The following is a 24433-nucleotide window of genomic DNA, read 5'->3' as shown; positions in this document are numbered from 1 at the left end:
TGACCAACCTGGCCGCCCTGGTGGCGGCCGATGCCTCGGCCCTGTATGCACGCAACGTGCTCGATTTTCTCAAGCTCATCATCAACAAGGATGGCGCCCTGCATGTGGACATGGAGGACGACATCGTGGCCGCGTGCCTGATGGCCCATGAAGGCCAGCTGCGGAGGAAATGACATGGAAGCCGTATCCCCCACCATCATCCATCTCATCATCTTCGTGCTGGCCATCTACGTGGGCTACCACGTGGTCTGGACCGTCACGCCCGCGCTGCACACGCCGCTGATGGCGGTGACCAATGCCATCTCGGCCATCGTCATCGTCGGCGCCATGCTGGCGGCGGCGCTCACGGAAACGGGCCTGGGCAAGACCATGGGCGTGCTGGCCGTGGCGCTGGCCGCGGTCAACGTGTTCGGCGGCTTCCTGGTCACGCGGCGCATGCTGGAGATGTTCCGCAAGAAGGAGCGCAAGAGCGCTCCGGCCAAGGACGGCAAGGACGCCAAGGCGGAGGGCCGGTCATGAGCATGAACCTCGTCACATTGCTCTACCTGGTGGCCAGCGTCTGCTTCATCCAGGCGCTCAAGGGGCTGTCGCATCCCACCACCTCCATACGCGGCAACCTGTTCGGCATGGCCGGCATGGTGATCGCCGTGCTGACCACGGCGGCGCTCATCGTGCAGCTGGCCGGCGGCAACGCCCTGGGCCTGGGCTGGGTGCTGCTGGGCCTGCTGGTCGGCGGCACGGCCGGCGCCGTCATGGCCCAGCGCGTGGAGATGACCAAGATGCCCGAATTGGTCGCCTTCATGCACAGCATGATCGGCCTGGCGGCGGTGTTCATCGCCGTGGCCGCCGTGGCCGAGCCCTGGGCCTTTGCCATCACGGCCAAGGGCGGCGCCATTCCGGGCGGCAACCGCGTGGAGCTGGCGCTGGGCGCCTTCATCGGCGCCGTGACCTTCACGGGCTCGGTGATCGCCTTCGGCAAGCTCAGCGGCAAGTACAAGTTCCGCCTGTTCCAGGGCGCGCCCGTGCAGTTCAAGGGCCAGCATGCGCTCAACGCCGTGCTGGGGCTGGCAGCGGCCTTCTTCGTCTTCGGCTTCTGGCACAGCCAAAGCTGGATGGACATCGTGCTGGTCATCGCCCTGGGACTGCTGCTGGGCGTGCTGCTGATCATTCCGATCGGTGGCGCGGACATGCCGGTGGTCGTGTCCATGCTCAACAGCTACTCGGGCTGGGCGGCGGCGGGCATCGGCTTCTCGCTGAACAACAGCATGCTGATCATTGCGGGTTCGCTGGTGGGCAGCTCGGGCGCCATCCTGAGCTACATCATGTGCAAGGCCATGAACCGCTCGTTCTTCAGCGTGATCCTGGGTGGCTTCGGCGGCGAGGCCACCAGCGCGGCGGCAGGCTCCCAGCAGCAGCGCAACGTGAAAAGCGGCAGCGCCGACGACGCGGCCTTCGTCCTGGGCAATGCCGAGACCGTGGTCATCGTGCCCGGCTACGGCCTGGCCGTGGCGCGTGCCCAGCACGCGGTCAAGGAGCTGGCCGACAAGCTCACCGAACGGGGCGTGACCGTGAAGTACGCCATCCACCCGGTGGCGGGCCGCATGCCCGGCCACATGAACGTGCTGCTGGCCGAGGCCGAGGTGCCCTACGACCAGGTCTTCGAGATGGAGGACATCAACAGCGAGTTCGGCCAGGCCGACGTGGCCATCATCCTGGGCGCCAACGACGTGGTGAACCCTGCAGCCCACGTGAAGGGCAGCCCCATCTACGGCATGCCCATCCTGGAGGCCTACAAGGCCAAGACGGTGATCGTGAACAAGCGCTCCATGGCGGCCGGCTATGCGGGCCTGGACAACGAGCTGTTCTACATGGACAAGACCATGATGGTCTTCGGCGATGCCAAGAAGGTGGTGGAGGATATGGGCAAGGCGCTGGAGTGAGCAGGCCGTGCGGGCGGTAGCACCCCGGGGAACATCAGCCCGCAGCAGCCTCCGCCTCTTGCAGGACCCAATCCGGAAAGGCCCGTACCTCGGGCCTGCGCAGCGCATCGGGCAGGGTCACCCCGTAGCAGGCAAAGCGCGCGGGCCAGGGTTTGTCCAGCACCTGCACCAGGCGGCCTGCGGCATGCGGCAATTTCCTCGCGTGCATAGGCCTGCGCAACCCGGCGTCGACTCCCCGCCGGTCCGCTTCGCGGGCGCCGAACTGCTGCCGCAGCGCACGGCGCGGGCCCTGTGCCGCCGATCGTCACGGGCCCGCCGGGCCAGCCTCCGGACTGGATCGCACGCCATGCCGACGGCTGGCTGACCTCCCCCGACGCCACGCACACCGCCGAGGGGCCGCGCCGCCTGGCCCGCAAGATCGCCGCCTGGCGCGCGCGGCTCCCCGATGTGAGGCAGGCCCCTGCGCGGCGCGTAGGACGTTTGTGTGGAGATTTCTTACAAACCATGTTGCGCCAAAAGGTCATGCTCTTCGGGCATCGGGCAAACCCGACTCTGACCTACCATGGTCGGCACAAGGAGTACAACGATCTTGTTTGGTTTTTTCGAAAAACGCGTCCCCCCCTATCCCTCCACCGAGCCCACGGTCCCGCCCAAGGACTTCTTCGCCTTTCTGTGGGCCTGCACCCGGGGCATGCGCGGCTGGATAGCGCTGCTGACCGCCACCTCGGCGCTGCTGGCCGTCTATGAGGCGGCGCTGTTCGCCATCATGGGGCATGTGGTGGACTGGCTCGCCAATGTCTCTCCTTCGGAGTTCTGGCAGGCCCAGCGCGGCACGGTCTGGGGCATCGCCGCCATCCTGCTGTCCAGCGTGCTGCTTCTGGCCTTTCACACGGCAGTGATGCACCAGGTGCTGGCCATCAATTTCCCGATGCGGCTGCGCTGGGTGTTCCACCGGCTGATGCTGGGCCAGAGCATGTCCTTCTATGCCGACGAGTTCGCGGGCCGCATCACCACCAAGATCATGCAGACGGCGCTGTCGGTGCGCGAAGTGATCTTCATGGTGGTCGACGTGCTGGTGGGCGTGAGCGTCTACATGATCGGCATCCTGATCCTGGCCGCGAGCTTCGAGTGGCGGCTGATGATTCCGTTCGCGCTGTGGCTGCTGGCCTATATCGGCGCCTGCTTCTACTTTGTTCCGCGCCTGGGAAAGATCGGCAAGGAGCAGGCCGATGCGCGCTCCATGATGACGGGCCGCGTGACCGACGCCTATACCAATATCGCCACCGTCAAGCTGTTCGCCCATACGCGCCGCGAGGCCGAGTACGCGCGCAACGCCATGGAGGCGTTCAAGTCCACGGGCTATGCGCAGATGCGCCTGGTCAGCCAGTTCGAGATCGCCAACCACCTGATGATCACGCTGCTGCTGCTGGGCTCCACGGGCACGGCGCTGTTCCTGTGGTCCGGCGGGCAGGCCAGCGCGGGCGTGGTGGCCGCCGTGATCGCCATGGCGCTGCGCCTGATGGGCTATTCGCACTGGGTGATGTGGCAGATGACGGGCCTGTTCGAGAACGTGGGCACCATCCAGGACGGCATCCTCACGCTGACCAAGCCGCGCACCATCGTGGATGCGCCCGACGCCAGGCCGCTGCAGGTCACGCAGGGCGCCATCGCCTTCGAGGACCTGAGCTTTGCCTACAAGGACGGCGGCAAGCAGGTGATCGACCACCTGAACCTGCATATCCGCGCCGGCGAGCGCATCGGCCTGATCGGCCGCTCGGGCGCGGGCAAGTCCACGCTGGTGAACCTGCTGCTGCGCTTCCATGAAGCCCAGGGCGGGCGCATCACCATCGACGGGCAGGACATCCGCACCGTCACGCAGGACAGCCTGCGCGGCGCGGTGGGCATGGTCACGCAGGACACCTCGCTGCTGCACCGCTCCATGCGCGACAACATCCTCTACGGCCGCCCCGACGCGACCGAGCAGGAGATGCTGGCCGCCGCGCAGAAGGCCGAGGCCTCGGACTTCATCGCCACGCTGACCGACCTCAAGGGCCGTGGAGGCTACGACGCCCAGGTGGGCGAGCGCGGCGTCAAGCTGTCGGGCGGCCAGCGCCAGCGCGTGGCCATTGCGCGCGTCATGCTCAAGGACGCGCCCATCCTGCTGCTGGACGAGGCCACCAGCGCGCTGGACAGCGAGGTCGAGGCGGCCATCCAGCAAAGCCTGGACAGCCTCATGCACGGCAAGACCGTGATCGCCATCGCCCACCGCCTGTCCACCATCGCCGCCATGGACCGGCTCATCGTGATGGACCAGGGCCACATCGTCGAGCAGGGCACGCACCAGCAACTGCTGGAGCTGGGCGGCATCTACGCCAAGCTGTGGTCGCACCAGAGCGGCGGCTTCCTCGCCGAACAGAACTACACCCCCTGAGCGGGGGGGGGCGGCCCTTGCTTGGTGTCCCTGGCATTGGGCCGCGCCAGTTTTATAGATGGCGCTGACCTCCCCGCTGACAGGTCAGACACTCGCCAAGTCTCGGTCCAGCTGCGTATGCAATGTGTAGCGGCTGGCCGGGTGCAAGGTCACGCTGAGGTCCATCAACTCCCCATCGGTATCCAGGTAGCGGCGCACGATCTTCAGCGCCGCTGACCCGGCCGGGGCCTGCAATTCCTCCGACAGCGCATCCGGAATGAGCGCCCCCACCACGGCCTGCCGCACCCGCGCGATGCGCAGGCCGTACTGCTGCTCCAGCAGGCTGCTGACCAGCAACTCGGGCGCGGCGCGCACGCGCTCGGCCAGCTCCTGCGTGTCAAAGCGCTGCGCATCCACATAGACCACGGTCCAGGCAATGGGCAGGTGCGGCGCGGCACCGTCGCGGCGCAGGCTGCAGATGGCCAGCCAGCGGCTGCCGGCCGGGCAATCCAGTTCGGCCGCCAGGTCCTGGTCCAGCACCACCTCTTCGATGCGCCGCACCTCGCGCACATGGGTGGCGCCGAACTGCACCAGATCCTCCAGCGAGGTCAGCGCCTGGCGATAGTGCGCATGGGGCTGCGCCGCCTCCACGCGCGTGCCCACCTTCTTGCGCCGCGATACCAGCCCCGACTGCTGCAGCTCGGCAATCGCCGCGCGCACCGTGTGGCGGCTCACGCCATAGCGTTCGCACAGCTCCAGCTCGGTGGGCAAAAGCCCCCCCACGGCGTATTCGCCCGAGGCAATGCGCTCGGACAGGTCACGCGCCACCTGGGCATAGCGTGTCTCAGCCATGGGCGCAGGCCTTCCCCCCAGGCAAACCCGGATGTTCGTAATGTACGTACATAAATAAAAATAACGATATGTCCGAACTTAATCGCAATTGCGCACCATGACCCTTCCGTCCTTCACCTCCAGCACCGCCATCGATTCGCTGCTGTTCCGCGACGCCTTCGGCACCCCCGCCATGCGCGCCATCTTCGCCGACAGCGCCCTGGTGTCGCGCTACATCGAGGTCGAGGTCGCGCTGGCGCGCGCCCAGGGCCGCTGCGGCGTGATTCCGGCCGAGGCCGCACACGAGATCGCGCAGCGCTGCAGCCTCGACGCGCTGGACTTCGAGCTGCTGCGCAAGGAAACCGACATTGTCGGCTACCCCATCCTGCCGCTGGTGCACCAGCTGGTGAAACAGTGCGGCGACGCCGGCCGCTACATCCACTGGGGTGCGACCACCCAGGACATCATGGACACGGCCACCGTGCTGCAGGTGCGCGATGCGCTGGACCTGGTCGATGCCGACATCGCCGCGCTGCGCACCATCCTGGCCGACCTGGCAGAGCGCCACCGCGATACGCCCATGGCCGGCCGCACGCACCTGCAGCACGCCCTGCCCATCACCTTCGGCTACAAGGCCGCCATCTGGCTGGCCATGTTCGACCGCCATGCCGAGCGCCTGAAGGAACTGCGCCCGCGCGTGCTGGTGGGCCAGTTCGCGGGGGCGGCAGGCACGCTGGCCTCGCTGAGCGGCCGGGGCCTGGAAGTGCAGCAATTGCTGATGGAAGAACTGGGCCTGGGCGTGCCCGCCACCACCTGGCATGTGGCGCGCGACGGCCTGGCCGAAGCGGTGAATTTCCTGGCCCTGGTCACCGGCTCGCTGGGCAAGATCGCCTACGACGTGATGCTGCTGTCCTCCACCGAGTTCGGCGAGGTGTTCGAGCCCTTCGTCACGGGGCGCGGCGCCAGCAGCACCATGCCGCAAAAGCGCAACGCCATCTCCAGCGAGCTGATGCTGGCCGCCTCCAAGGCCGTGCGCCAGCATGCGGGCCTGATGCTGGACGCCATGGTCCAGGACCTGGAGCGCGCCACCGGCCCCTGGCATGCCGAATGGGTGGCGCTGCCCGAGAGCTTCGTGCTCTCGGCCGGCGCCCTGCACCAGGCGCGCTTCATGCTGGGCGGCCTCATCGTCGATCCCGAACGCATGGCCCGCAACCTGGACATGACCGACGGCCTGATCGTGGCCGAGGCCGTGATGATGGGCCTGGCCCCGCACACGGGCCGCCAGCAGGCGCACGACATCGTCTATGCCGCCTGCCGCAGCGTCAACGCCGAGGGCGGCACGCTGGCCGATGCGCTGGCCCGCCTGCCCGAAGTCACGGCCCATTTCGACCGCGCGGCGCTGCAGCGCCTCACCGACCCGCGCAACTACCTGGGCGAGGCCCCGCAGATGGTGGACCGCGCCCTTGCGCTGTCGCGCGCCCATGCAGCCAGCGGCCGCTGACACCCCGGCCCAGGACAGAACACAGCACTACAGGAGACAACGCCATGCCTTTCCATCTTCCCCACCTGCCACGCCTGCCACGCCTGGCCCTTGCCCTGGCCGCCACCACCTTCGCCCTGGCCGCGCACGCCCAGGGCGGCTATCCCGCCAAGCCGCTGACCTGGATCGTGCCCTTCGCGGCCGGCGGCCCCACGGACGCCATGGCGCGCGACATCGCCCAGCACACCAGCACGCAGCTGGGCCAGCAGATCATCATCGAGAACGTTCCGGGCGCGGGCGGCACCATCGGCACGGCCAAGGCGGCGCGCTCGGCGCCGGACGGCTACAGCTTCCTGGTCGGCCACATGGGCTACATGGGCGCGGCGCCGTCGCTGTACAAGAAGCTGGCCTACGACCCGGTCAAGGACTTCGAGGCCGTGTTCCGCTTCCCCGACACGCCGCTGGTGCTGCTGGTGGGCAAGAACTCCCCGTACAAGACGGCCGAGGAGCTGGTGGCCTTCGGCAAGCAGAACCCGGGCCGGCTGAACTTCGGCAACGCGGGCGTGGGATCGACCTCGCACCTGGTGGCGGCGCTGTTCGCCAGCCGCGCGCAGATGGAGATCACCCAGGTGGCCTACAAGGGTGCGGCGCCGGCCATGACCGATGTGATCTCCGGCCAGGTCGATGCCATGTTCGACCAGACCAACACCGCCCTGCCCCAGCTGGCCGGCGAGCGCATCCGCGCCATCGCCCTCACCTCGGACAAGCCCATGCCCCAGTTCCCGGGCGCTGCAGCGCTGGGCCAGAAGCTGCTGCCCGGCTTCGAGACCGCCACCTGGTACGGCATCTATGCACCCAAGGGTACGCCGCGCGACGTGGTGCAAAAGGTCTACCAGGCCTATACCAAGGCCCTGGCCGACAAGGCCTGGACCGACCGGATGGCCGCCCAGGGCATACGCCTGCTGCCCGCCGAGCAGTACGCGCCCGAGGCCCTGGCGCGCCACACGGCTGCCGAGGTGGAGCGCTGGCGCAAGGTGGCGGCCGACGCGAAGATTTCTCTGGACTGAAGCCATGGCCGACGACACCCGCATCGAACACGATGCCTTCGGCCCGGTCCGGATACCAGCCGACCGTCTCTGGGGTGCACAGACCCAGCGCGCGCTGGAGCTGTTCGCCATCGGACAGGAGTGCTTTCCCCAGGGCCTGTACCACGCCTTCGGGCTGCAGAAGCTGGCGGCAGCGCGCGCCAACCGGCGCCTGGGCGTGCTGGACGACGAGCGCGGCGCGGCCATCGAGGCCGCGGCCACCGAACTGCGCGACGGCCTGCTGGACGCGCATTTCCCGCTGACCATCTGGCAGACGGGCTCGGGCACGCAGACCAACATGAATGCCAACGAGGTCATCGCCAACCGCGCCAACCAGATGCTGGGCCAGCCCCCGGGCACGCGCAGCCCGATCCACCCCAACGACCATGCCAATGCCTCGCAATCGTCCAACGACAGCTTTCCCACGGTGATGCACCTGGCCACGGCGCTGGAGCTGCGCGACCACCTGCTGCCCGCCCTGGAACAGCTGCAGCAGCGCCTGCAGGAACGCGCCCAGTCCTTTGCCGGCGTGCTCAAGGTGGCGCGCACGCACCTGATGGACGCCGTGCCCATGACGCTGGGCCAGAGCTTCGAGACATTCGCCCACCAGATAGGCCATGGCATCCACCGGCTGCAGGCCACCCAGCCCCGGCTGTGGAGCCTGGCCCAGGGCGGCACGGCAGCCGGCACGGGGCTCAACGCGCCGGCCGGATTCGACCGGATTTTCTGCGAGGAGATACAGGCGCTCACGGGCCTGGCGGTCACGCCCAATCCCTGCAAGTTCGAGGGCATGGCCGCGCACGATGCACTCATCGAGGTCTCGGGCGCGCTCAACGTGGTGGCAGGCTCGCTGGCCAAGATGGCCAACGACATCCGCCTGCTGGGCTCGGGTCCGCGCTGCGGGCTGGGCGAGCTGGTGTTTCCCGACGACGGCCTGAGCTCCTCCATCATGCCGGGCAAGCGCAACCCGACCGTGGCCGAGGTCGTGGTGCAGGCCGCCTACCAGGCCATGGGCCACCACCTCACCGTCACGCTGGCGGGCTCGGCCGGGCACTTCGAGCTCAACGTGGCCAAGCCCGTGCTGATCCATCACTTGCTGCGTGCCATGCGCGCGCTGGGCGACGCCAGCCGCGTGTTTGCCGAGAAGCTGGTGGCCGGCCTGCAGGCACACACCGAGCGGCTGGAGCAGCAGGTCAGCCACTCGCTGCTGCAGGCCACCGCGCTCAACCCGGTGCTGGGCTATGACGCCGTGGCACGCATCACGCGCGAGGCCATGGCGCGCGGCATGGCGCCGCGCGAGGCCGCTGTCGCGCTGGGCCTGATCACGGCCGCCGAGTACGACCGGCTGGTGGACCTGCGCGCCATGGCGGGGCTGCCGCCCGCGTAGCGGCCTCAATCCTCCAGGCCTATGTTCTGCACGATCTTCTTTTCGTCCTCGAACGCCTTTTTGGCGAACGCCGTGTACTCCTGGCTGCCACGGAACTGCGTGCGCACGCCGTAGTTGCCGACGACCTGGCGGAAGGCCGGGTCGTCCATGGCGGCCTTGATGGCGGCTTCGAGCTTGCGCACGATCTCGGGCGGCAGGCCGCGCGGCCCGGCGATGCCCAGGGGCGAGGGCACATCGAAGGCATAGCCGGCCTCGCGGAACGTGGGCACGTTGGCAAAGGCCTCGGGCCGCACCTCGGAGGCCGAAGCCAGGGCGCGCAGCTTGCCCGAGCTCAGGTACGGCAGCACCGTGTTGGCGAACACGCCGGACTTGATGTGGCCGGCCATCAGCGAGTTCAACGCCTCGGCATCGCCCTTGAAGGGCGCATGCGTGAAGCGTGCGCCCGTGGCCTGCTCCAGCAGCGCCATCACCACGTGGTTGGCCGTGAACTTGCCCGGCGTGCCGTAATCCACGGCACCCGGATTCTTCCTGGCGAACTCGACCAGGTCCTGCACCGTCTTGAACGGCGAGTCCTGGGGCACGGCCAGCACGAAGTCATAGGTCATGTAGGTGGCGACGTAGCTGAGATCGCGCACCGGGTCGTACTGCACCTTCTGGATGTGGGGCTGGCGGAAGATGCTCACGGGCGCCAGCGTCAGGCGGTAGCCATCGGGCTTGGCCGTGCGCATCTCCATCACGCCCATGGACGCGCCCGCGCCGGGCTTGTTCTCGATCACCACGGTCTGCCCCAGCTGCTTGCCCATGCCCTGGGCCAGCGCACGCGCCACCACGTCGGTCACGCCGCCCGCGCCGTAGGGCACGACCAGGCTGATGGGGCGGCTGGGATAGCTGTCCTGCGCCCATGCTGCGCCCGTCATCAGGACCGATGCGCACATCCATGCGCCAAACACTCGTCTTTGCATTTCCATCTTCCTCAGAGGCTCACGACCATCGAACTTGCTGCTGTTCAATTTAGATGGATGCATGCCAACCATGGACTCGGGCAAGCCCGTAGCGTTGGGGCTTGTGGGGAAAACGCGCAGCGTGGGTGCGGGGAGTGGAACTCTATAGCGGAGGGTGACGTGGTTACTTGGTTTGCAGAGTTTGTGGGCTGCTTTTTGTGCGCATCGCGGTGATTGGGGCATGTCTTTGACGTGACAGTTACGGGGCGTATGCCTTCAGAGCGGCTGCCATTCAGGGATGTTTTTTTGTCCCTGCCGGGGGTTGTTTTTCGAGGCCGGGTCTCGGCCCGGCCTCGAAAAACAACCACCCGGCAGGGGCAGGCTATGGACCCCATAAAAGAAAAGCGCCACCAGCATCCCTGCCAGCAGCGCCTTCCTCAGTCAATCATCAGACCAAAATCAGCGAACGGTATCGCCCAGAACAAGCCCTTCACGGCGCGGATCAGCCCCACCTTCCAGCTGCGCCTGCCCATTGCGCTGCACCCGCAAGATGGTGCCGATGCCGCTGGACTGCGCGCTGATGGACACCACATGGCCCAGGGCACGCAGGCCGCTGACCAGCGGATCGTCGTTGCCGCCATTGGCCGTGTTGATGCTGGGGTGCTCGCCGCCCACGTTGGTGGTCGGGCTGTTGGCCGCGCCGAAGTCCACCAGCGAGGTGGCCTGCTGCGCATCCAGCCCCCAGTCCAGCGCGCCGACCAGGGTCTTGGTCACGTACTGGATGATGGTGCTGCCGCCTGGCGAGCCGGTGGCCATCTTGAAGTCGCCGGCGGTGCCGTCGGCCTTCAGATCGAACACCAGCGTGGGCGCCATGGAGCTGCGCGGACGCTTGCCGGGCTGCACGCGGTTGGCGACCGGGCCGTCGGTGGTGCTGGGGATGGCCGCGAAGTCGGTCAGCTGGTTGTTGAGCACAAAGCCGCGCGTGACGTGGAAGGAGCCCATGCTGGACTCCACCGTGGTCGTCATGCTCAGTGCGTTGCCCTTGGCATCGACGATGCTCATGTGCGTGGTGCCGGCCTCCTTGACATCGACCACGCCCTGCGAAGGCGTGCCGAAGTTGCCTGCCTGGGCCGTGCCCATGCTCTTGGTGGTGGAGATCAGGGCGGCGCGCTGGCGCAGGTAGCTCTTGTCCAGCATCAGCGCCGGCGAGCCGCCGGGCAGGGGCACGAAGTCGGTGTCGGCCACGTATTTGTCACGGTCGGCATAGGCCAGGCGCAGGGCTTCGCTGACCAGGTGCACGCCCATCACCGAAGGCTTGCCGCCCTCGCCATCGATGGCCGTGGGCGCATAGGCCTTGAGGTCGAAGTTCTCCAGAATGCCCATGGCCTGTGCCACGGCGATGCCACCCGACGACGGCGGCGGCATGCTGCAGACCATGTAGCGCGCGCGGTAGGTGGTGCAGACGGCCTCGCGGCGCTTGGCCTCGTAGCTGGCCAGATCCTGCAGCGTGGTCTTGCCGGGGGTGATGGGCGCACCGTCCGAGACGGTCTGCGTCACGCCCACCTTGCTGACGATGGCCTGGGCCAGGTCGCCACGGTAGAAGGCGTCGGCGCCGCCATTGGCGATGCTGCGCAGCGTGTCGGCATAGGGCTGGTTGACGAACTTGGCGCCCAGCGCCAGCGGCTTGCCCTGGGCATCGAAGTAGAGCTTGGCGGCATCGGCGTCGCGCGCCAGTTCCACCTTGGAGCCGTCCAGCGCCGCAGCCATGCGGCCGCTGATGGGAAAGCCCTTGCTGGCCAGGTCGATGCCCGAATTGAACAGCTGGGGCCACGCGGTCTTGCCGTAGTCCTTGTGCGCGAGTTCCAGCATGCGCACCACGCCCGGCGTGCCGATGGAGCGGCCGCTGGCGCGCGCCGAGGGCTTGGGCGCGGTCTGGTCGGCGGTGTCGTCCACGTAGCGCAGGTAGTTTTCCGTGGCGGCGGCCGGCGCGGTCTCGCGGCCGTCATAGGCCACGACCTTGCCCGTGGCTGCATCGCGGTAGAGCATGAAGGCGCCACCACCGATGCCGCTGGACTGCGGCTCCACCAGGCCCAGCACCATCTGCACGGCCACGGCCGCATCCACGGCCGAGCCGCCGGACTTGAGCACCTCGCAACCGGCCTTGGACGCCAGCGGGTTGGCCGTGACCACCATGTACTTGGAGGTGTGCAGGGCCTTCTTGCCGAGGCGGTAGCCCGACGAGGGTTCGGGTGCGGCCGGATCACCGGGCAGGCCCGAGCCCACGACCACGCTGCCATCGCCCGAGGTGATGGCACAGGCGGCCAGGTCGTCCTGGCCCGATCCGCCATTGCCACCGCCTCCGCACGATGCGAGGAACAGCGGCGTGGCGGCCGCAAGGCCGATCCACTGCCATGCGGGCAGGCGTTGCCTGGAAGGGGGTTGCTTCATGAAATGTCTCCTTGTGGTGCGTGGAATGCGTTGATCTTGTTCACCAGGGGCAGCACCCGCCCGCAGGCTTGCCGCGAGCTTACATCCGTTCCACCACCACTTCGCGCAGATGCAGCCACCCCCGTCAGAGCGGGGCTGGAGGGCCCCGCTCACGGATGGCCGGCCCTGCATGCAAGGTCCGTGCCCGGATCGGGGCGGCGCCAGGACAGGAAATATCTGGCGGAAAATCCGAACCCGAGCACATCCCAAGGCTGTGCGGCCCGCAGCCTGTGCGGTCGCCCGCTTTGGCTTACCATCGCCGGCCCTCTGCTTGATAGGTACAAGCCATGATCCGCGTTTCCGAACTGAAACTGCCCCTGTCGGCGGTGCAATACCACCCCGACAGCCACACCGAATACCTGCCCCTGGAGCCGCTGCGCGCCCTGGCTGCGCGCCAGCTGGGCATTGCCGAGGAGGCCATTGCCTCCGTGCACGTGCACAAGCGCAGCTTCGATGCGCGCAAGTCCGAGCTGCTGGCGGTCTACATCGTGGACCTGACGCTGGCCGACGAGAGCCAGGAAGCCGCACTGCTGGAGCAGTTCTCCAGCCATGCCCATGTGAACCCCACGCCCGACATGCGCTGGCATGCCGTGGGCCAGGCGCCTGCCGACCTGCAGCGCCGGCCCGTGGTGGTGGGCTTCGGGCCCTGCGGCATCTTTGCGGCCCTGGTGCTGGCGCAGATGGGCTTCAGGCCCATCGTGATCGAGCGCGGCCGCTCAGTGCGCGAGCGCACCCAGGACACCTGGGGCCTGTGGCGCAAGCGCGAGCTGGTGCCCGAGTCCAATGTGCAGTTCGGCGAAGGCGGCGCAGGCACCTTCTCCGACGGCAAGCTCTACAGCCAGATCAAGGACCCGCGCCACCTGGGCCGCAAGGTGATGCAGGAGTTCGTCACCCACGGCGCACCGCCCGAGATCCTCTATGCCGCGCATCCGCACATCGGCACCTTCAAGCTGGTGAAGGTGGTCGAGGGCATCCGCGAGGAAATCATCCGCCTGGGCGGCGAGATCCGCTTCGGCCAGCGCGTGTGCGACATGCGCATCGAGGGCGAGGGCGAGGACCGCCATCTCACCGCCCTGGAAGTGCTGGACCAGGACAGCGGCGAGCGCCAGTGGCTGGAGACCGACCATGCCGTGATGGCCCTGGGCCACAGCTCGCGCGACACCTTCGCCATGTTCTACGAGCGCGGCGTGCACATGGAGGCCAAGCCGTTCTCGGTGGGCTTTCGCATCGAGCATCCGCAGGGCCTGATCGACCGGGCGCGCTGGGGCAGGCATGCCGGCCACCCGCTGCTGGGCGCGGCCGACTACAAGCTGGTGCACCACGCCAGCAACGGGCGTGCGGTCTACAGCTTTTGCATGTGCCCGGGCGGCACCGTGGTGGCGGCCACCAGCGAGCCCGAGCGCGTGGTCACCAACGGCATGAGCCAGTACTCGCGCGCCGAGCGCAATGCCAACGCGGGCATGGTCTGCGCCATCGACCCCTCCGACTATCCGCGCGATGCCAAGAGCTTTGCCTGGGCCTTCGACGGCAAGACCCATGGCGTGGAAGACCTCAAGGACGGCGAGCTGCACCCGCTGTCGGGCATCGTGCTGCAGCGCCAGCTGGAGACCAAGGCCTACCTGCTGGGGGGACGCAACTACAACGCGCCGGGCCAGCTGGTGGGCGACTTCATCGCGGGCAAGGAATCGGCCGCGCTGGGCGAGGTCGAGCCGTCCTACCAGCCCGGCATCACGCTGACCAACCTGCACCACGTGCTGCCGGCCTACGCCATCGAGGCCATGCGCGAGGCCCTGCCCGCCTTCGGCAAGAAGATCCGTGGCTACGACATGCACGACGCCGTGCTCACCGGCGTGGAAACGCGCACTTCCTCGCCCGTGAAGATCGAGCGCGGCGCGGACTTCCACAGCCTGAACACGCGCGGCCTGTACCCGGCCGGCGAAGGCGCCAGCTACGCGGGCGGCATCCTGTCGGCCGGCGTGGACGGCGTCAAGGTGGGCGAGGCCGTGGCCTGCGCCATCCTCGGGCTGCCCCTGCCCTCGTCGGGCGCACGCGGCTCCGGTGGCGCAGCATGACACCGCGTCCGCACCGTTTCGCCGCCCCCTCGCGCACCCAGCTGCTGGCCGCCATTGCGGCCATGGGCGTGGTGGTGCTGTCGTCCAACATCCTGGTGCAGTACGCCATCAACGACTGGCTGACCTGGGGTGCCATCACCTATCCGTTCGCCTTCCTGGTGAGCGAGCTGGTCAACCGCAGCTTCGGCCCGCAGCAGGCCCGGCGCGTGGCCTGGGTGGGCTTTGCCGTGGCCGTGGCCGCCTCGCTGGTGCTGGCGCCGCCGCGCATCGCGCTGGCCTCGGGCGCGGCCTTCATCGCCTCGCAGTGGCTGGACATCGGCGTGTTCCACCGCCTGCGTGCGGGCCGCTGGTGGCGTGCACCCCTGGTGGCCACGCTGCTGGCCGCCTGCCTGGACACCTTCCTGTTCTGGAGCATCGCCTTCGCAGGCGCCGCCGAGCCCTGGGTGACCTGGGCCCTGGGCGACCTGGGCGTCAAGCTGGTGCTGGGCGTGGCGCTGCTGCTGCCCTTCCGGCTCGCCATCGCCCGGTGGTGGAAAGGCCCATCGGCAATCGCTAGCGCCAAATAAAGCCGACGCGATTCGCACGGACTCGATCTCAAGCCAGGGGCACCGAGCAAGGGCCTGCGCCGACCGCCCCGCCCCGCAGCGAGGGTGCCGTCCCTCTCCCGCGTAGCGAGAGAGGGGGCGCCGTGCAACGGGAAGCGGCGTCCGCCGCTCAGGGGGAGTCCAATAACTATGGGTTGCGCTGCAGATAGTCCACGGCCAGCGCGGCCAGTGAACGCGCGCCCGTGGGCAGTTGCTTCTCGTCGATGTCGAACAGCGGCGAGTGGTTGGACGGCGCCTTGGCAAAGTCCTGGCCTGCCGGCGGCGCGCCCAGGAAGTAGAAGAAGCCCGGAACCACCTTCTGGAATTCCGAGAAATCCTCGGAGCCGCTGACCTTGGGAATCACCATGGCCTTGCCGCCCATGGCCAGCTTGAGCGCGGGCAGCGAGGCCTCGGTCAGTGCGGCGGGGTTGGTGGTCACCGGATAGGCCACGGGGCCGAAACGCACCCTGGCCTTGGCGCCGCTGGAGGCCGCGATCTGCTCGGCCGTGGCGGTGATGCGCTTGTGTGCCTCCTGGCGCATGTCCTCGTCGAAGGTGCGAAGCGTGCCCTGCATCTCCACATTGTCGGGAATGATGTTGTAGCGCGTGCCGCCCTGGATGGAGCCAATGGTCAGCACGGCCGGCTCCAGGCTGATGTTGAGCTGGCGGCTGACCACGGTCTGCAGGCCCAGCACCACCTGGCTGGCCGCGACGATGGGATCGACCGCATTCCACGGCGACGAGCCATGGCCGCCCCGGCCCTCGACCTGGATGCTCAGGCTGTCCGAGCCCGCCATCAGCGGCCCGCTGCGATAGCCCACCATGCCCGAGGGCAGGTTGGCCGTGATGTGCAGGCCGTAGATGGCCTGCACATCCTTGAGCACGCCGGCCTCCACCATGGCCTTGGCGCCGAAGCTGGGCACATGGCCGTGGGCATCGGCCTCCACCGGGGCGCCTTCCTCGGCGGGCTGGAAGATGAACTTCACCGTGCCGGGCAGCTTTGCGCGCATGCCGGCCAGCGCCTCGGCCGCGCCCATGAGCATGGCCACGTGGGCATCATGCCCGCAGGCATGCATGACCGGCACCTCCTTGCCCATGTACTGGGCATTGGCCTTGGAGGCGAAGGGCAGGCCGGTCTTCTCGGCTACAGGCAGCGCATCCATGTCGGCACGCAGCGCCACGGTCTTGCCGGGCTGGCCGCCGCGCAGCACGCCCACCACGCCCGTGCCGCCCACGCCAGTCTGCACCTCCATGCCCAGGCGGCGCAGGTGATCGGCCACCAGCTTGGCCGTGCGCTCTTCCTGGCCCGACAGTTCGGGGTGCTGGTGGATGTCGCGGCGCCACTCCACCATCTTGGGCGCCAGCGGCTGGATGGCGGTATCCAGGGCCGCCAGGCCCTGTGCATCGAGCCCCTGGGCGCTGGCCGCCAGTGGCAGGCCGCAGGCCAGCAGCCCGGCCAGGGCGATGGAGCGCAAGCCTGTGCGCGGGAGGGAGGAGGGCCTTGTCTCGGCGCTGGTGTGGAGCATCTTCGTGGTCCTGGAAAGTGGCACAAGCAGCCATGCTAAAAGTGAAGCACGTATGACGGACACGTCAAAATCGCCATTCGAGGAGCCAGAACCGCCATGCCCCGTGCCTTCGTCATCGAGCTGCCCTGCCTGGAGCACAGCGCCATCGGCCATGCCGCGCACCTGGTGGAGATGCTGCGCAGCGCCAACCTGGTCGCCAGCCTGCGCCTGGGCCGGCGCGCAACGCGCTTTGGCTGGCGCTGGGTCGATGGCCAGGGCCGGACCCTGCCCGCCATGCCGCACGCGGACGAAGGCGCAGCAGCCGAAGGCCCGGCGCATGCCCTCTTCGTGAGCGCGCTGCACTGCCCCGACATTCCCTCCATCCGCGACATCGTCGCCGCGCATCCGGCCCTCGTTCGGCGCATCACCACGGCCTTCGACCAGGGCCTGGCCGTATGCACGCTGGACAGCGCCGCCTGGTTTGCGGCAGCCGGGGGCCGCTGCCAGCGCCGGCGCGTGGCCCTGCCCTGGTATTTCATGGGCGGCTTCGGCCTGGATTTCCCGGGCATCGAACTGGCCGAGGGACAGCCCTTCGTGGACGACAGGCCCTGGCTCAGCGCCTCCCACCCCGAGGCCCTGGCGCCCATGGCCATCGCGCTCACGCGCCATGCCTTCGGCGACGACCTCGCCGCAGCGCTGGCCGCCGTGCTGCAGCCCGATGCACAACGCGAACGCGCCACCCGCGCCGCCCTGCAGGACCGCCGCATACCCGCCACGCGCAACAGCGTGCTGGCCCATGCCATCGCCTGGCTGGAGGCGCGCGTGGAGCAGCCCTATGACCTGCAGGCGCTCGCGCACGCGGCATCCACCAGCCCGCGCACCCTGCTGCGCCACTTCCAGCAGGAACTGGGCCACAGCCCGCTGGACCACCTGCACCGCCTGCGCTGCGCGCGGGCCCGGGTGCTGCTGGAGATCACGCTGGAGAGCGTGCCGTCCGTGGCGCTGGCTTGCGGGTATGGGGATGCCTCGGCGTTTCGGCGGGTGTTCTTGCGGTATGTGGGTATGGCGCCTGCGGCCTATCGGGAAAGGCATGCGTTGAGGGCGCCCAGGAGGCGGTGGAGGGTCGAACCCATGACCGGGATGACTGCAGGCACGGAGGCTTCACCACCCCTTCTCCAGGGACGTTGAACAACGACTCCAGCATTGCGTCGATGCCTTGCGCCTACCAGATCTCCTCTGTCAGGAGACGTCTATGCCTGCTGCGATGGCCACTGGCGAGCCGCATGCAGAACGCGCAGCACGCGCAGCACGCGCACGCTGTCTGCGATCACGTCATAGACCAGGATGTAGTTGGGATGCACCACCAGTTCGCGCGTGCCGGCAACGCGCCCGACTCGACCCAGCAGGGGATGGTCGATCAGGCACCCTGCAATCTCGGAAAACCGCTCGTCAAGGGCCAGCGCGGCGGATGGATTGTCATGGGCGACATAGGCGCGGATTTCCCGCCTGTCGGCTGCTGCTGGACGCGTCCACACCAGCTTCACGATGCGGCAATCCTGCGCCGCATCTCGGTCCGCCACACCTGGGCCTCTGCTTCCACTTCATCGGCGGACAGCACCTCGCCCGCGTTGGCCGCGTCGATGCCGGCTTGCACCTGTTCGCGCAACCATCTGTCATGTGCTGCGGCCTGTTCCTGCTGTTGCACGAATGAACGCATGAAATCACGCAGCAACTGCGCGCCCGTGCGGTCGCATGCCTTGGCCGCGATCGCAAAGTCGCTTTTCAAGGCCTCATCGACCCGGAATGTGAAAGTTGCCTCGCTCATGGTGTGGCCTCCTATGTGTTACAGGGCACATACAAGGTAGCACATGAAGCAAGGCCACACCAATGCATCGACATGGCACTGCGCGCATGGGTGTGGATGCCTGTCGTTCGGCGAGAACAACTACCCGTGCACCACGCCCGACACAGGCCCAGGGCAAGACACGCGCATCTGAACGAGATCGCGTTCAGCCCTCCTTCATCAACCGGGCGGGCCAGCGGCCGTCACCGATCAGTTCGGCCGTGATGGCCCTGAGCAGATTGCATACACTTGACTGCGCCATGCTGGGGCCATCGGTGCAGCGGCGAGCGATGTAGACGGGGCGCGATATGGCAGGGTCGGTGATCTCGGCAGCTGACAGCTTGCCGCTCCTGATCTCCTGAAACACCGATGCATAGGACAACAGGCTGCAGCCGACGCCATCCGCCACGAGGTCGATGATTTGGTGGATGGCATTCACCTGCGCCACCGGCACCCACTGCAAGCGGTGTACGGAAGACAGCTTGTCCAGCAGGATGCGCAGCCCATGCTCCGGTGCCGGCAGGATCAGCGGATAGTGCGCCAACGAGGCAAGGCGCACCTGGGAAAGCTTCTTGCCCTTCGCAGCCAGTTGGCCCGGCGGGGCAATCAGCACAAGGGTCTCTTCGGCCAGCAGCTCGTAGACCACGCCGCTGCTGCCATGTTTCTGGAAAGTGATGCCTATGTCGATCTGCCCTTGCAGCAACTGCTGGGGGATGTAGCCGGTGCTCAGTTCCGTCACCTGCAGCCGCACCTGCGGCCACCGGGCGAGCGTGCCCTTCACCAAGGGAACCGTCAGCAGCTTGGCCATCGATTGAGGCAGCCCCACGTTCAGCGGACCGCCAGGCACCGTTTCCATGCGCCGTACATCGTCCAGCGCATGGGCCAACTGGGCCAGCAGCGCGCGCGCATGCTGCTCCAGCCGCAGCCCCGCCTCCGTTGGCTTCACGCCCTGTGCGCTGCGCTCGAACAGCTGCAGTCCCAGGTCCTCCTCCAGCCCTTTGATGTGCATGCTCATGGCAGGCTGGGCAATGTACACGGTCTGGGCCGCCTTCGAGATCGAGCCGGCCGCGCATACCGCCAGAAAGCATTGCAGGTTTCGCAGGTCTATGGACATGTGGACGCGGCCACGCCGCCAAGGTGTACGGCCACGCAGACATCGATGGGCTCACACTGCATGGCCATAATCAATATTGATACCCATCATCAAAATCTCATCTTTGACGGTTATATCAGTTCTGACCACATTGGAGTCTCGCCAACGATCCGACAGGAGACATCAGAATGACACTGAACCGCCGATCCGCGTTGACGGGCATGGGCCTGGCTCTATGGGGGACAGGTCCGCACATGCTGGCCCACGCCAGCACGGACAAAGCTCTGCGCATCGTCGTGCCCTTCGCCCCCGGCGGCCCGGGCGATTTCTCGGCCCGGCTCGCGGCCGTCCATCTGGCCAAGGAACTGGACCAGAACGTGATCGTGGAAAACAAGCCTGGCGCGGGCGGCAATATCGGCACCCAACTGGTAGCGGATGCCCCGGCCGACGGCGGCACCGTGCTGCTCAATACCGTGGGCATGCAGGCCATCAATCCATTGCTGACCCCGCAGCTGCGCTTCAGCCCCACACGAGATTTCCTGACCCTTGGCATCGTCAGCGTCGTGCCCAACGTTCTGGTGGTGCATCCGAACAAGCTCGAGGTAGACACGTTGGCCGATCTGGTCGATCTGGCCAGGCGCAAACCCGGCCAACTGAGCTATGCCACCTTTGGCTCGGGCAGTTCGCCGCACATCTATGCGGCGCTGTTGCTCAAAAACGCAGGCATCGAGGCCGTGGGCGTGCCCTACAAAGGCAGCGCGCCGGCCAGCGCCGACGTGATGGCGGGGAATGTGGACTTTCTGTTCGACAGCATGACCACCTCGCTCGGCGCCATCCAGGGCAAGCGCCTCAAAGGCCTGGCCATCACGTCGGCGGGCCGGTCCCCGCAGCTGCCGGCCATCCCGACCCTGCAGGAATCCGGCTACCCGGCGGTCAACTTGCGGTTCTGGCTGTCGTTGCAGATCCATGCCAAGACCCCCATGCCGGTGGTGGACAGGCTGCGCGCCGCCGTCTACCGCAGCATTACCAGCCCCGAGTACCTGGCCTCGCTCACCGCGCGTGGCGCCGAGGGGCTGGCGATTGCGCCGGACCAGGTGCATGACTTCGTGCTCAAGGATACGGAGCACTGGGCCTCGCTCGGCCGACAGATCGATATCCGCCCGATCTGACCTTCGTTGCCTCTGGATCGAACGCAAACTGTTGGAGCATGAAATGCAGCCGTTGAAAGGCATGAAGGTCGTAGACCTGAGCAAGGTACTGGCAGGCCCCTTGTGCGGGCAATACCTGGGCAATCTGGGTGCCGAGGTCATCAAGGTGGAGCCGATCGGCGTAGGCGACGATACCCGGCATTGGCTGCCACAGCGCGAAGGACAGTCCGCGACGTTTCTTGCGGTCAATCACAACAAGCAAAGCCTGGCCGTGGACCTCAAGAGCCCGCAAGGCCAAGCCGTTGTTCACCGCCTGGTGGCCGAGGCCGACATCGCGCTGCAGGGCTTTGGCGCCGGCACGGCCGAGAAACTCGGCGTCGACCACGCCACGCTCCACGCGCTCAATCCGCGCCTGATCTACTGTGATATCTCAGGCTACGGCCGCGATGGCCCGCTGGGCCAGGAGTCCGGCTACGACGTGATGCTGCAGGCCTTCTGCGGCATGGTCGCGGTGATGGGCGATCCTGGTGGCCCCATGGTGCGCGCCACCTTCTCTCCAGTGGACCTGGGCACCGGCATGATGGCCTTTGGCGGCGTGCTGGCTGCGGTAGTAGAGCGCATGCGGACCGGACAAGGGGTTCTGGTGGAGGTCTCGTTGCTGGACACGGCCATGGGCTTCATGGGCTACCTGGCACAGAACTACTGGTGCAGCGGCAAGCTGCCGCAGCGCATGGGCACCGCCCATCCAGCCATGGCACCGTACCAGGTCTTCGAGGCCAGTGACGGGCCGGTGATGATCGGCGTGGGCAATGACAGCCAGTGGCAGCGCTTTTGTCCCGTGGCGGGTCTGGAGCCCTGGCAGGAAGACGTCCGCTTCGCCACCAATGCCGCGCGCGTCGCCCATTTTTCCGAAACCGTGGCCTTGGTACAGCAGCAAATCGGACGGCAATCCGTCACCCACTGGGTACAGCGGCTGCAGGCCGTCGGGGTGCCCTGCTCCCCCATCCAGACCTTGGCGCAGGCGTTGGAGCACCCCCAGCTGAAGCAACGCCAGGTGATCGGCGAAAGCGTCCACCCCACGCTGGGGCCCCTGCCCAGCGTGAATCTGCCGATCACCTTCAACCATGCGCCACGTGGCCCAGCAGCGGCGCCGCCGCTGCTGGGCCAGCATACCCGGCAGATCTTGCGCGGTGCGCGCTATGGCGACACCGAGATCGATGCGCTGCTGGCGAACCGCATCGTAGCCACGACCGAATGAAAACCTCTGCGCCATGAAGCACACCGTCACCTACACCGTCCACAACGCCGTCGCCGAGATCGTGCTGAACAGCCCGCCAGTGAACGCCATCACCGAAGCCATGATGGATCAGTTGCTGCAGCACATGGACCGCGCCGCGCGGGATGCGACCGTCAAGGCCGTCATCCTGGGCAGCGCCGTCCCCGGTCGGTTCTGCGCCGGCCTGCACCTGAACGAGATGGGCGCCGCCAGCTTCGAGCACAAGCTCTGCCTGGTCGACAAGCTGTACACCGGCCTCTTCGATGCCCAGACCCGGCTGGGCAAACCCTGCATCGCGGCGGTCGGTGGCACGGCGCGCGGCGGCGGCATGACGCTGGCCGTCTCGTGCGACATGCTGATTGCCAGCGATAGCGCCACCTTCGGCTACCCCGAGATCGATGTGGGCGTCACCCCCGCCATCCACTACACCCACCTGCCGCGCATCATCGGCAAGCACCGTGCATTCGAGCTGCTGTTCACCGGCCGCAGCTTTACCGCAGCCGAGGCCTTGCAGCTGGGCCTCGTCAACGAGCTAGCACCCGAGGCCCTGGTGCTGGAACGCGCGCGGGCCGTGGCCCGCCTGCTCGGAGCCAAGTCACCGCTGGTCATGAGGCTCGGACGCCAGGCCTTCTACAAGGCACTGGACGTGGAGTACCGCCGCGGCGTGGCGTCGGCCGTTGAGCATTTCGGCAATGTCGCCGCCACCGCCGACGCCCGCGAGGGCATGGCCGCCTTCATGGCCAAACGCCCACCGGCCTGGCCCTCCGGCAATCCCTGAGGCAGACATGGCCGACCCTGCCCCCCCTAGACACATTACTTCTGGATGGCCGCCTCCATGATCGCGCCAGCTTCACCTGTGGACACCCGGAACTGGACAACTATCTCCCGCAGCGTGCCGGGCAGCCCCAGCGCGACGACATTGCCACCACCCATGTCCTGATTGACGATGCGCAGCTGCAGCGCTTTTACGAGGCGTATGGATTCAGGGCTTGTGTCGGTGGAGACCGGGCCATGTATCCCGGGCTGGGGAGGCCGGGTTAGCACCCCAGGGTCTGCTTCATTTCCTGCGGGGGTTGCTTTTCGAGGCTGGATTCGGCACGGCAGGGACCCAGAAAACAGCCCCGAGAACAGGAAAAGCCTAATCCACCGTCACCTTGGCCTCCCGAATCACCCTCCCCCACTTCTCCGTCTCGGCAGCGATGAACCGATCGCATTCCTCAGGCGTGGACCCCTCCGCAAACGTCCCCATCACCTGCTCCAGCCGCTGCGACACCTCGGCACTGCGGATGATGCGCGACACTTCGGCGGACATGCGCTGCACGATCTCGCGCGGCACGCCGGCCGGCGCGATCATGGCCGCCCAGGTGCTGCCCAGCAGGCCGTCGTAGCCCTGCTCCACGAAGGTAGGCACGTCGGGCAGCGCGGCCAGGCGCTTGTCGCTGGCCACGCCGATGAGGCGGATGCGGCCGGCCTTGGCGGGCTGGATGAGGTTGGGCGGCGGGTCCAGGAACAGCGGGATCTGGCCGCCCATGAGGTCGGCCAGCGCGGGCGCGGCGCCCTTGTAGGGCACGTGGACCATGTCCGTCTTGGTGAGCAGCTTCATCAGCTCGGTGGTCAGGTGGGCGCTGGAGCCGCTGCCCGAGGAGCCGAAGCCCACCTTGCCGGGATTGGCCTTGGCATAGGCGATCAGCTCGGGCGTGGTCTTGAAGGGCGCGTTCATGGCCACGGCAGCGACCAGGGGCGAGACGCCCATGAGCGAGACGCCGACCAGGTCCTTCTTCGGGTTGTAGGGCAGCTTGGGATAGAGCGTGGTGTTGGCCGCATAGGCCGCGATGACCACGCCGAAGGTGTGCCCGTCCGGCGCGGCCTTGGCGACCTGGTCCACGCCGATGATGCTGTTGGCGCCGGGCTTGTTCTCCACGATGACGGGCTGGCCCAGGGCCTTTTGCAGGCCGACCTGCAGCAGGCGCGCCATCTGGTCGGTGAAGCCGCCTGCCGTGTACGGAACGATGATGCGGATGGGCTTGGAAGGCCAGGGACTCTGGGCCCAGGCCGAGGGGGCCAGCACGGTGTTGGCTGCTGCAGCGGCGGCGGCGGCGGCGGTCGATTGCAAAAAGCCGCGGCGGGAAGTCGAAGGCATGGTGTCTCTGGATTCTTCTCAGTTGAAAAATGGCCCCCACGCTACCCTTGCTGCGCAAGGTCCGCTGCCCCCCAAGGGGGCCGCTTTTCATCTTGGGGCGGCCCGGCGATGAAAAAACGCCCCCACGCTACCCTTGCTGCGCAAGGTCCGCTGCCCCCCAAGGGGGCCGCTTTTCATCTTGGGGCGGCCCGGCGATGAAAAAACGCCACGCA

The 24433-nt window shown here is 67.5% G+C and carries 21 protein-coding genes and 1 pseudogene; 13 read left to right on the top strand and 9 right to left on the bottom strand.

What is annotated here, in order from left to right; all coding sequences use genetic code 11:
* From A9976_RS26825 to A9976_RS26815, 3 genes and pseudogenes are all read left to right on the top strand, one after another.
* Positions 1-173, top strand: a pseudogene (locus tag A9976_RS26825) (NAD(P)(+) transhydrogenase (Re/Si-specific) subunit alpha); the annotation flags it as partial.
* Position 174: 1 nt separating this feature from the next.
* Positions 175-519 carry an NAD(P) transhydrogenase subunit alpha gene (locus A9976_RS26820; RefSeq protein ID WP_183018330.1) on the top strand — a complete coding sequence of 115 codons (345 nt, stop codon included), beginning with the start codon at positions 175-177 and terminating at the stop codon, positions 517-519.
* Complete coding sequence (locus A9976_RS26815; RefSeq protein ID WP_012202277.1) at positions 516-1940, top strand: NAD(P)(+) transhydrogenase (Re/Si-specific) subunit beta; 1425 nt, start codon at positions 516-518, stop codon at positions 1938-1940. Before A9976_RS26820 ends, A9976_RS26815 begins: the two co-directional genes overlap by 4 nt.
* Before the next feature lie 34 nt (positions 1941-1974).
* Here the strand turns inward: A9976_RS26815 and A9976_RS26810 are convergent, their stop codons facing one another.
* A complete protein-coding gene (locus A9976_RS26810) occupies positions 1975-2148 on the bottom strand; it encodes a hypothetical protein (protein ID WP_183021513.1) in 174 nt (57 codons plus the stop codon).
* A gap of 381 nt (positions 2149-2529) precedes the next feature.
* On the opposite strand from A9976_RS26810, the gene A9976_RS26805 reads away from it, so the two are divergent.
* Positions 2530-4371: an ABC transporter ATP-binding protein gene (locus A9976_RS26805; protein WP_183021512.1), complete on the top strand. Its 1842-nt coding sequence runs from the start codon at positions 2530-2532 to the stop codon at positions 4369-4371.
* A gap of 84 nt (positions 4372-4455) precedes the next feature.
* Here the strand turns inward: A9976_RS26805 and A9976_RS26800 are convergent, their stop codons facing one another.
* The gene (locus tag A9976_RS26800) at positions 4456-5202 is read right to left on the bottom strand and encodes a GntR family transcriptional regulator (protein ID WP_183021511.1); all 747 of its coding nucleotides are present in this window, start codon (positions 5200-5202) and stop codon (positions 4456-4458) included.
* A gap of 97 nt (positions 5203-5299) precedes the next feature.
* Between A9976_RS26800 and pcaB the strand changes: the two genes are divergently transcribed.
* From pcaB to A9976_RS26785, 3 genes are read left to right on the top strand one after another with little or no spacing between them, the layout of a single operon-like run.
* The gene (gene pcaB / locus A9976_RS26795; RefSeq protein ID WP_183021510.1) at positions 5300-6682 is read left to right on the top strand and encodes a 3-carboxy-cis,cis-muconate cycloisomerase; all 1383 of its coding nucleotides are present in this window, start codon (positions 5300-5302) and stop codon (positions 6680-6682) included.
* 44 nt (positions 6683-6726) lie between these two features.
* Complete coding sequence (locus A9976_RS26790) at positions 6727-7728, top strand: tripartite tricarboxylate transporter substrate-binding protein (RefSeq protein WP_183021509.1); 1002 nt, start codon at positions 6727-6729, stop codon at positions 7726-7728.
* Positions 7729-7732: 4 nt separating this feature from the next.
* Complete coding sequence (locus A9976_RS26785) at positions 7733-9133, top strand: lyase family protein (protein WP_183021508.1); 1401 nt, start codon at positions 7733-7735, stop codon at positions 9131-9133.
* Between the two features lie 5 nt (positions 9134-9138).
* Here the strand turns inward: A9976_RS26785 and A9976_RS26780 are convergent, their stop codons facing one another.
* Together A9976_RS26780 and ggt are read right to left on the bottom strand one after the other, a co-directional pair.
* A complete protein-coding gene (locus A9976_RS26780) occupies positions 9139-10095 on the bottom strand; it encodes a tripartite tricarboxylate transporter substrate binding protein (RefSeq protein ID WP_183021507.1) in 957 nt (318 codons plus the stop codon).
* A 438-nt stretch (positions 10096-10533) separates the two neighbouring features.
* Positions 10534-12522: a gamma-glutamyltransferase gene (gene ggt, locus A9976_RS26775; protein WP_183021506.1), complete on the bottom strand. Its 1989-nt coding sequence runs from the start codon at positions 12520-12522 to the stop codon at positions 10534-10536.
* 326 nt (positions 12523-12848) lie between these two features.
* On the opposite strand from ggt, the gene A9976_RS26770 reads away from it, so the two are divergent.
* Complete coding sequence (locus A9976_RS26770) at positions 12849-14633, top strand: NAD(P)/FAD-dependent oxidoreductase (protein WP_013804133.1); 1785 nt, start codon at positions 12849-12851, stop codon at positions 14631-14633.
* Positions 14630-15199 (top strand): VUT family protein, encoded by a 570-nt coding sequence (locus A9976_RS26765; RefSeq protein WP_034390445.1) that lies wholly within the window; start codon positions 14630-14632, stop codon positions 15197-15199. The genes A9976_RS26770 and A9976_RS26765 overlap by 4 nt, the downstream gene beginning before the upstream one ends.
* Positions 15200-15365: 166 nt before the next feature.
* Here the strand turns inward: A9976_RS26765 and A9976_RS26760 are convergent, their stop codons facing one another.
* Entirely contained in the window at positions 15366-16742 is a 1377-nt protein-coding gene (locus A9976_RS26760; protein WP_183021505.1) for an amidohydrolase, read from the bottom strand.
* Positions 16743-16838: 96 nt separating this feature from the next.
* Between A9976_RS26760 and A9976_RS26755 the strand changes: the two genes are divergently transcribed.
* Positions 16839-17909 (top strand): GlxA family transcriptional regulator, encoded by a 1071-nt coding sequence (locus A9976_RS26755; protein WP_183021504.1) that lies wholly within the window; start codon positions 16839-16841, stop codon positions 17907-17909.
* 62 nt (positions 17910-17971) lie between these two features.
* Here the strand turns inward: A9976_RS26755 and A9976_RS26750 are convergent, their stop codons facing one another.
* The 3 genes from A9976_RS26750 to A9976_RS26740 form a co-directional block, all read right to left on the bottom strand.
* Positions 17972-18265 (bottom strand): type II toxin-antitoxin system RelE/ParE family toxin, encoded by a 294-nt coding sequence (locus A9976_RS26750; protein WP_183021503.1) that lies wholly within the window; start codon positions 18263-18265, stop codon positions 17972-17974.
* The gene (locus A9976_RS26745; protein ID WP_183021502.1) at positions 18262-18546 is read right to left on the bottom strand and encodes a CopG family ribbon-helix-helix protein; all 285 of its coding nucleotides are present in this window, start codon (positions 18544-18546) and stop codon (positions 18262-18264) included. The genes A9976_RS26750 and A9976_RS26745 overlap by 4 nt, the downstream gene beginning before the upstream one ends.
* Positions 18547-18730: 184 nt before the next feature.
* A complete protein-coding gene (locus A9976_RS26740) occupies positions 18731-19678 on the bottom strand; it encodes a LysR family transcriptional regulator (protein WP_183021501.1) in 948 nt (315 codons plus the stop codon).
* Positions 19679-19845: 167 nt separating this feature from the next.
* On the opposite strand from A9976_RS26740, the gene A9976_RS26735 reads away from it, so the two are divergent.
* The 3 genes from A9976_RS26735 to A9976_RS26725 are packed head-to-tail and all read left to right on the top strand — an operon-like array spanning position 19846 to position 22859.
* Positions 19846-20826 carry a tripartite tricarboxylate transporter substrate binding protein gene (locus A9976_RS26735; protein WP_183021500.1) on the top strand — a complete coding sequence of 327 codons (981 nt, stop codon included), beginning with the start codon at positions 19846-19848 and terminating at the stop codon, positions 20824-20826.
* A gap of 43 nt (positions 20827-20869) precedes the next feature.
* On the top strand, positions 20870-22063 hold the full coding sequence (locus A9976_RS26730) for a CaiB/BaiF CoA-transferase family protein (RefSeq protein WP_183021499.1): 1194 nt from the start codon (positions 20870-20872) through the stop codon (positions 22061-22063).
* A gap of 13 nt (positions 22064-22076) precedes the next feature.
* Complete coding sequence (locus tag A9976_RS26725; protein WP_183021498.1) at positions 22077-22859, top strand: enoyl-CoA hydratase/isomerase family protein; 783 nt, start codon at positions 22077-22079, stop codon at positions 22857-22859.
* A 360-nt stretch (positions 22860-23219) separates the two neighbouring features.
* Here A9976_RS26725 and A9976_RS26720 read toward each other — a convergent pair whose 3' ends face one another.
* Positions 23220-24221: a tripartite tricarboxylate transporter substrate binding protein gene (locus tag A9976_RS26720; protein ID WP_183021497.1), complete on the bottom strand. Its 1002-nt coding sequence runs from the start codon at positions 24219-24221 to the stop codon at positions 23220-23222.
* Positions 24222-24433 lie beyond the last annotated feature (212 nt).

The organism is Delftia sp. UME58, from assembly GCF_014170385.1.
Classification (GTDB): domain Bacteria; phylum Pseudomonadota; class Gammaproteobacteria; order Burkholderiales; family Burkholderiaceae_C; genus Comamonas; species Comamonas acidovorans.
The sequence above is the reverse complement of the archived record's forward strand: the minus strand, read 5'-3'. Positions and strand labels throughout refer to the sequence as shown.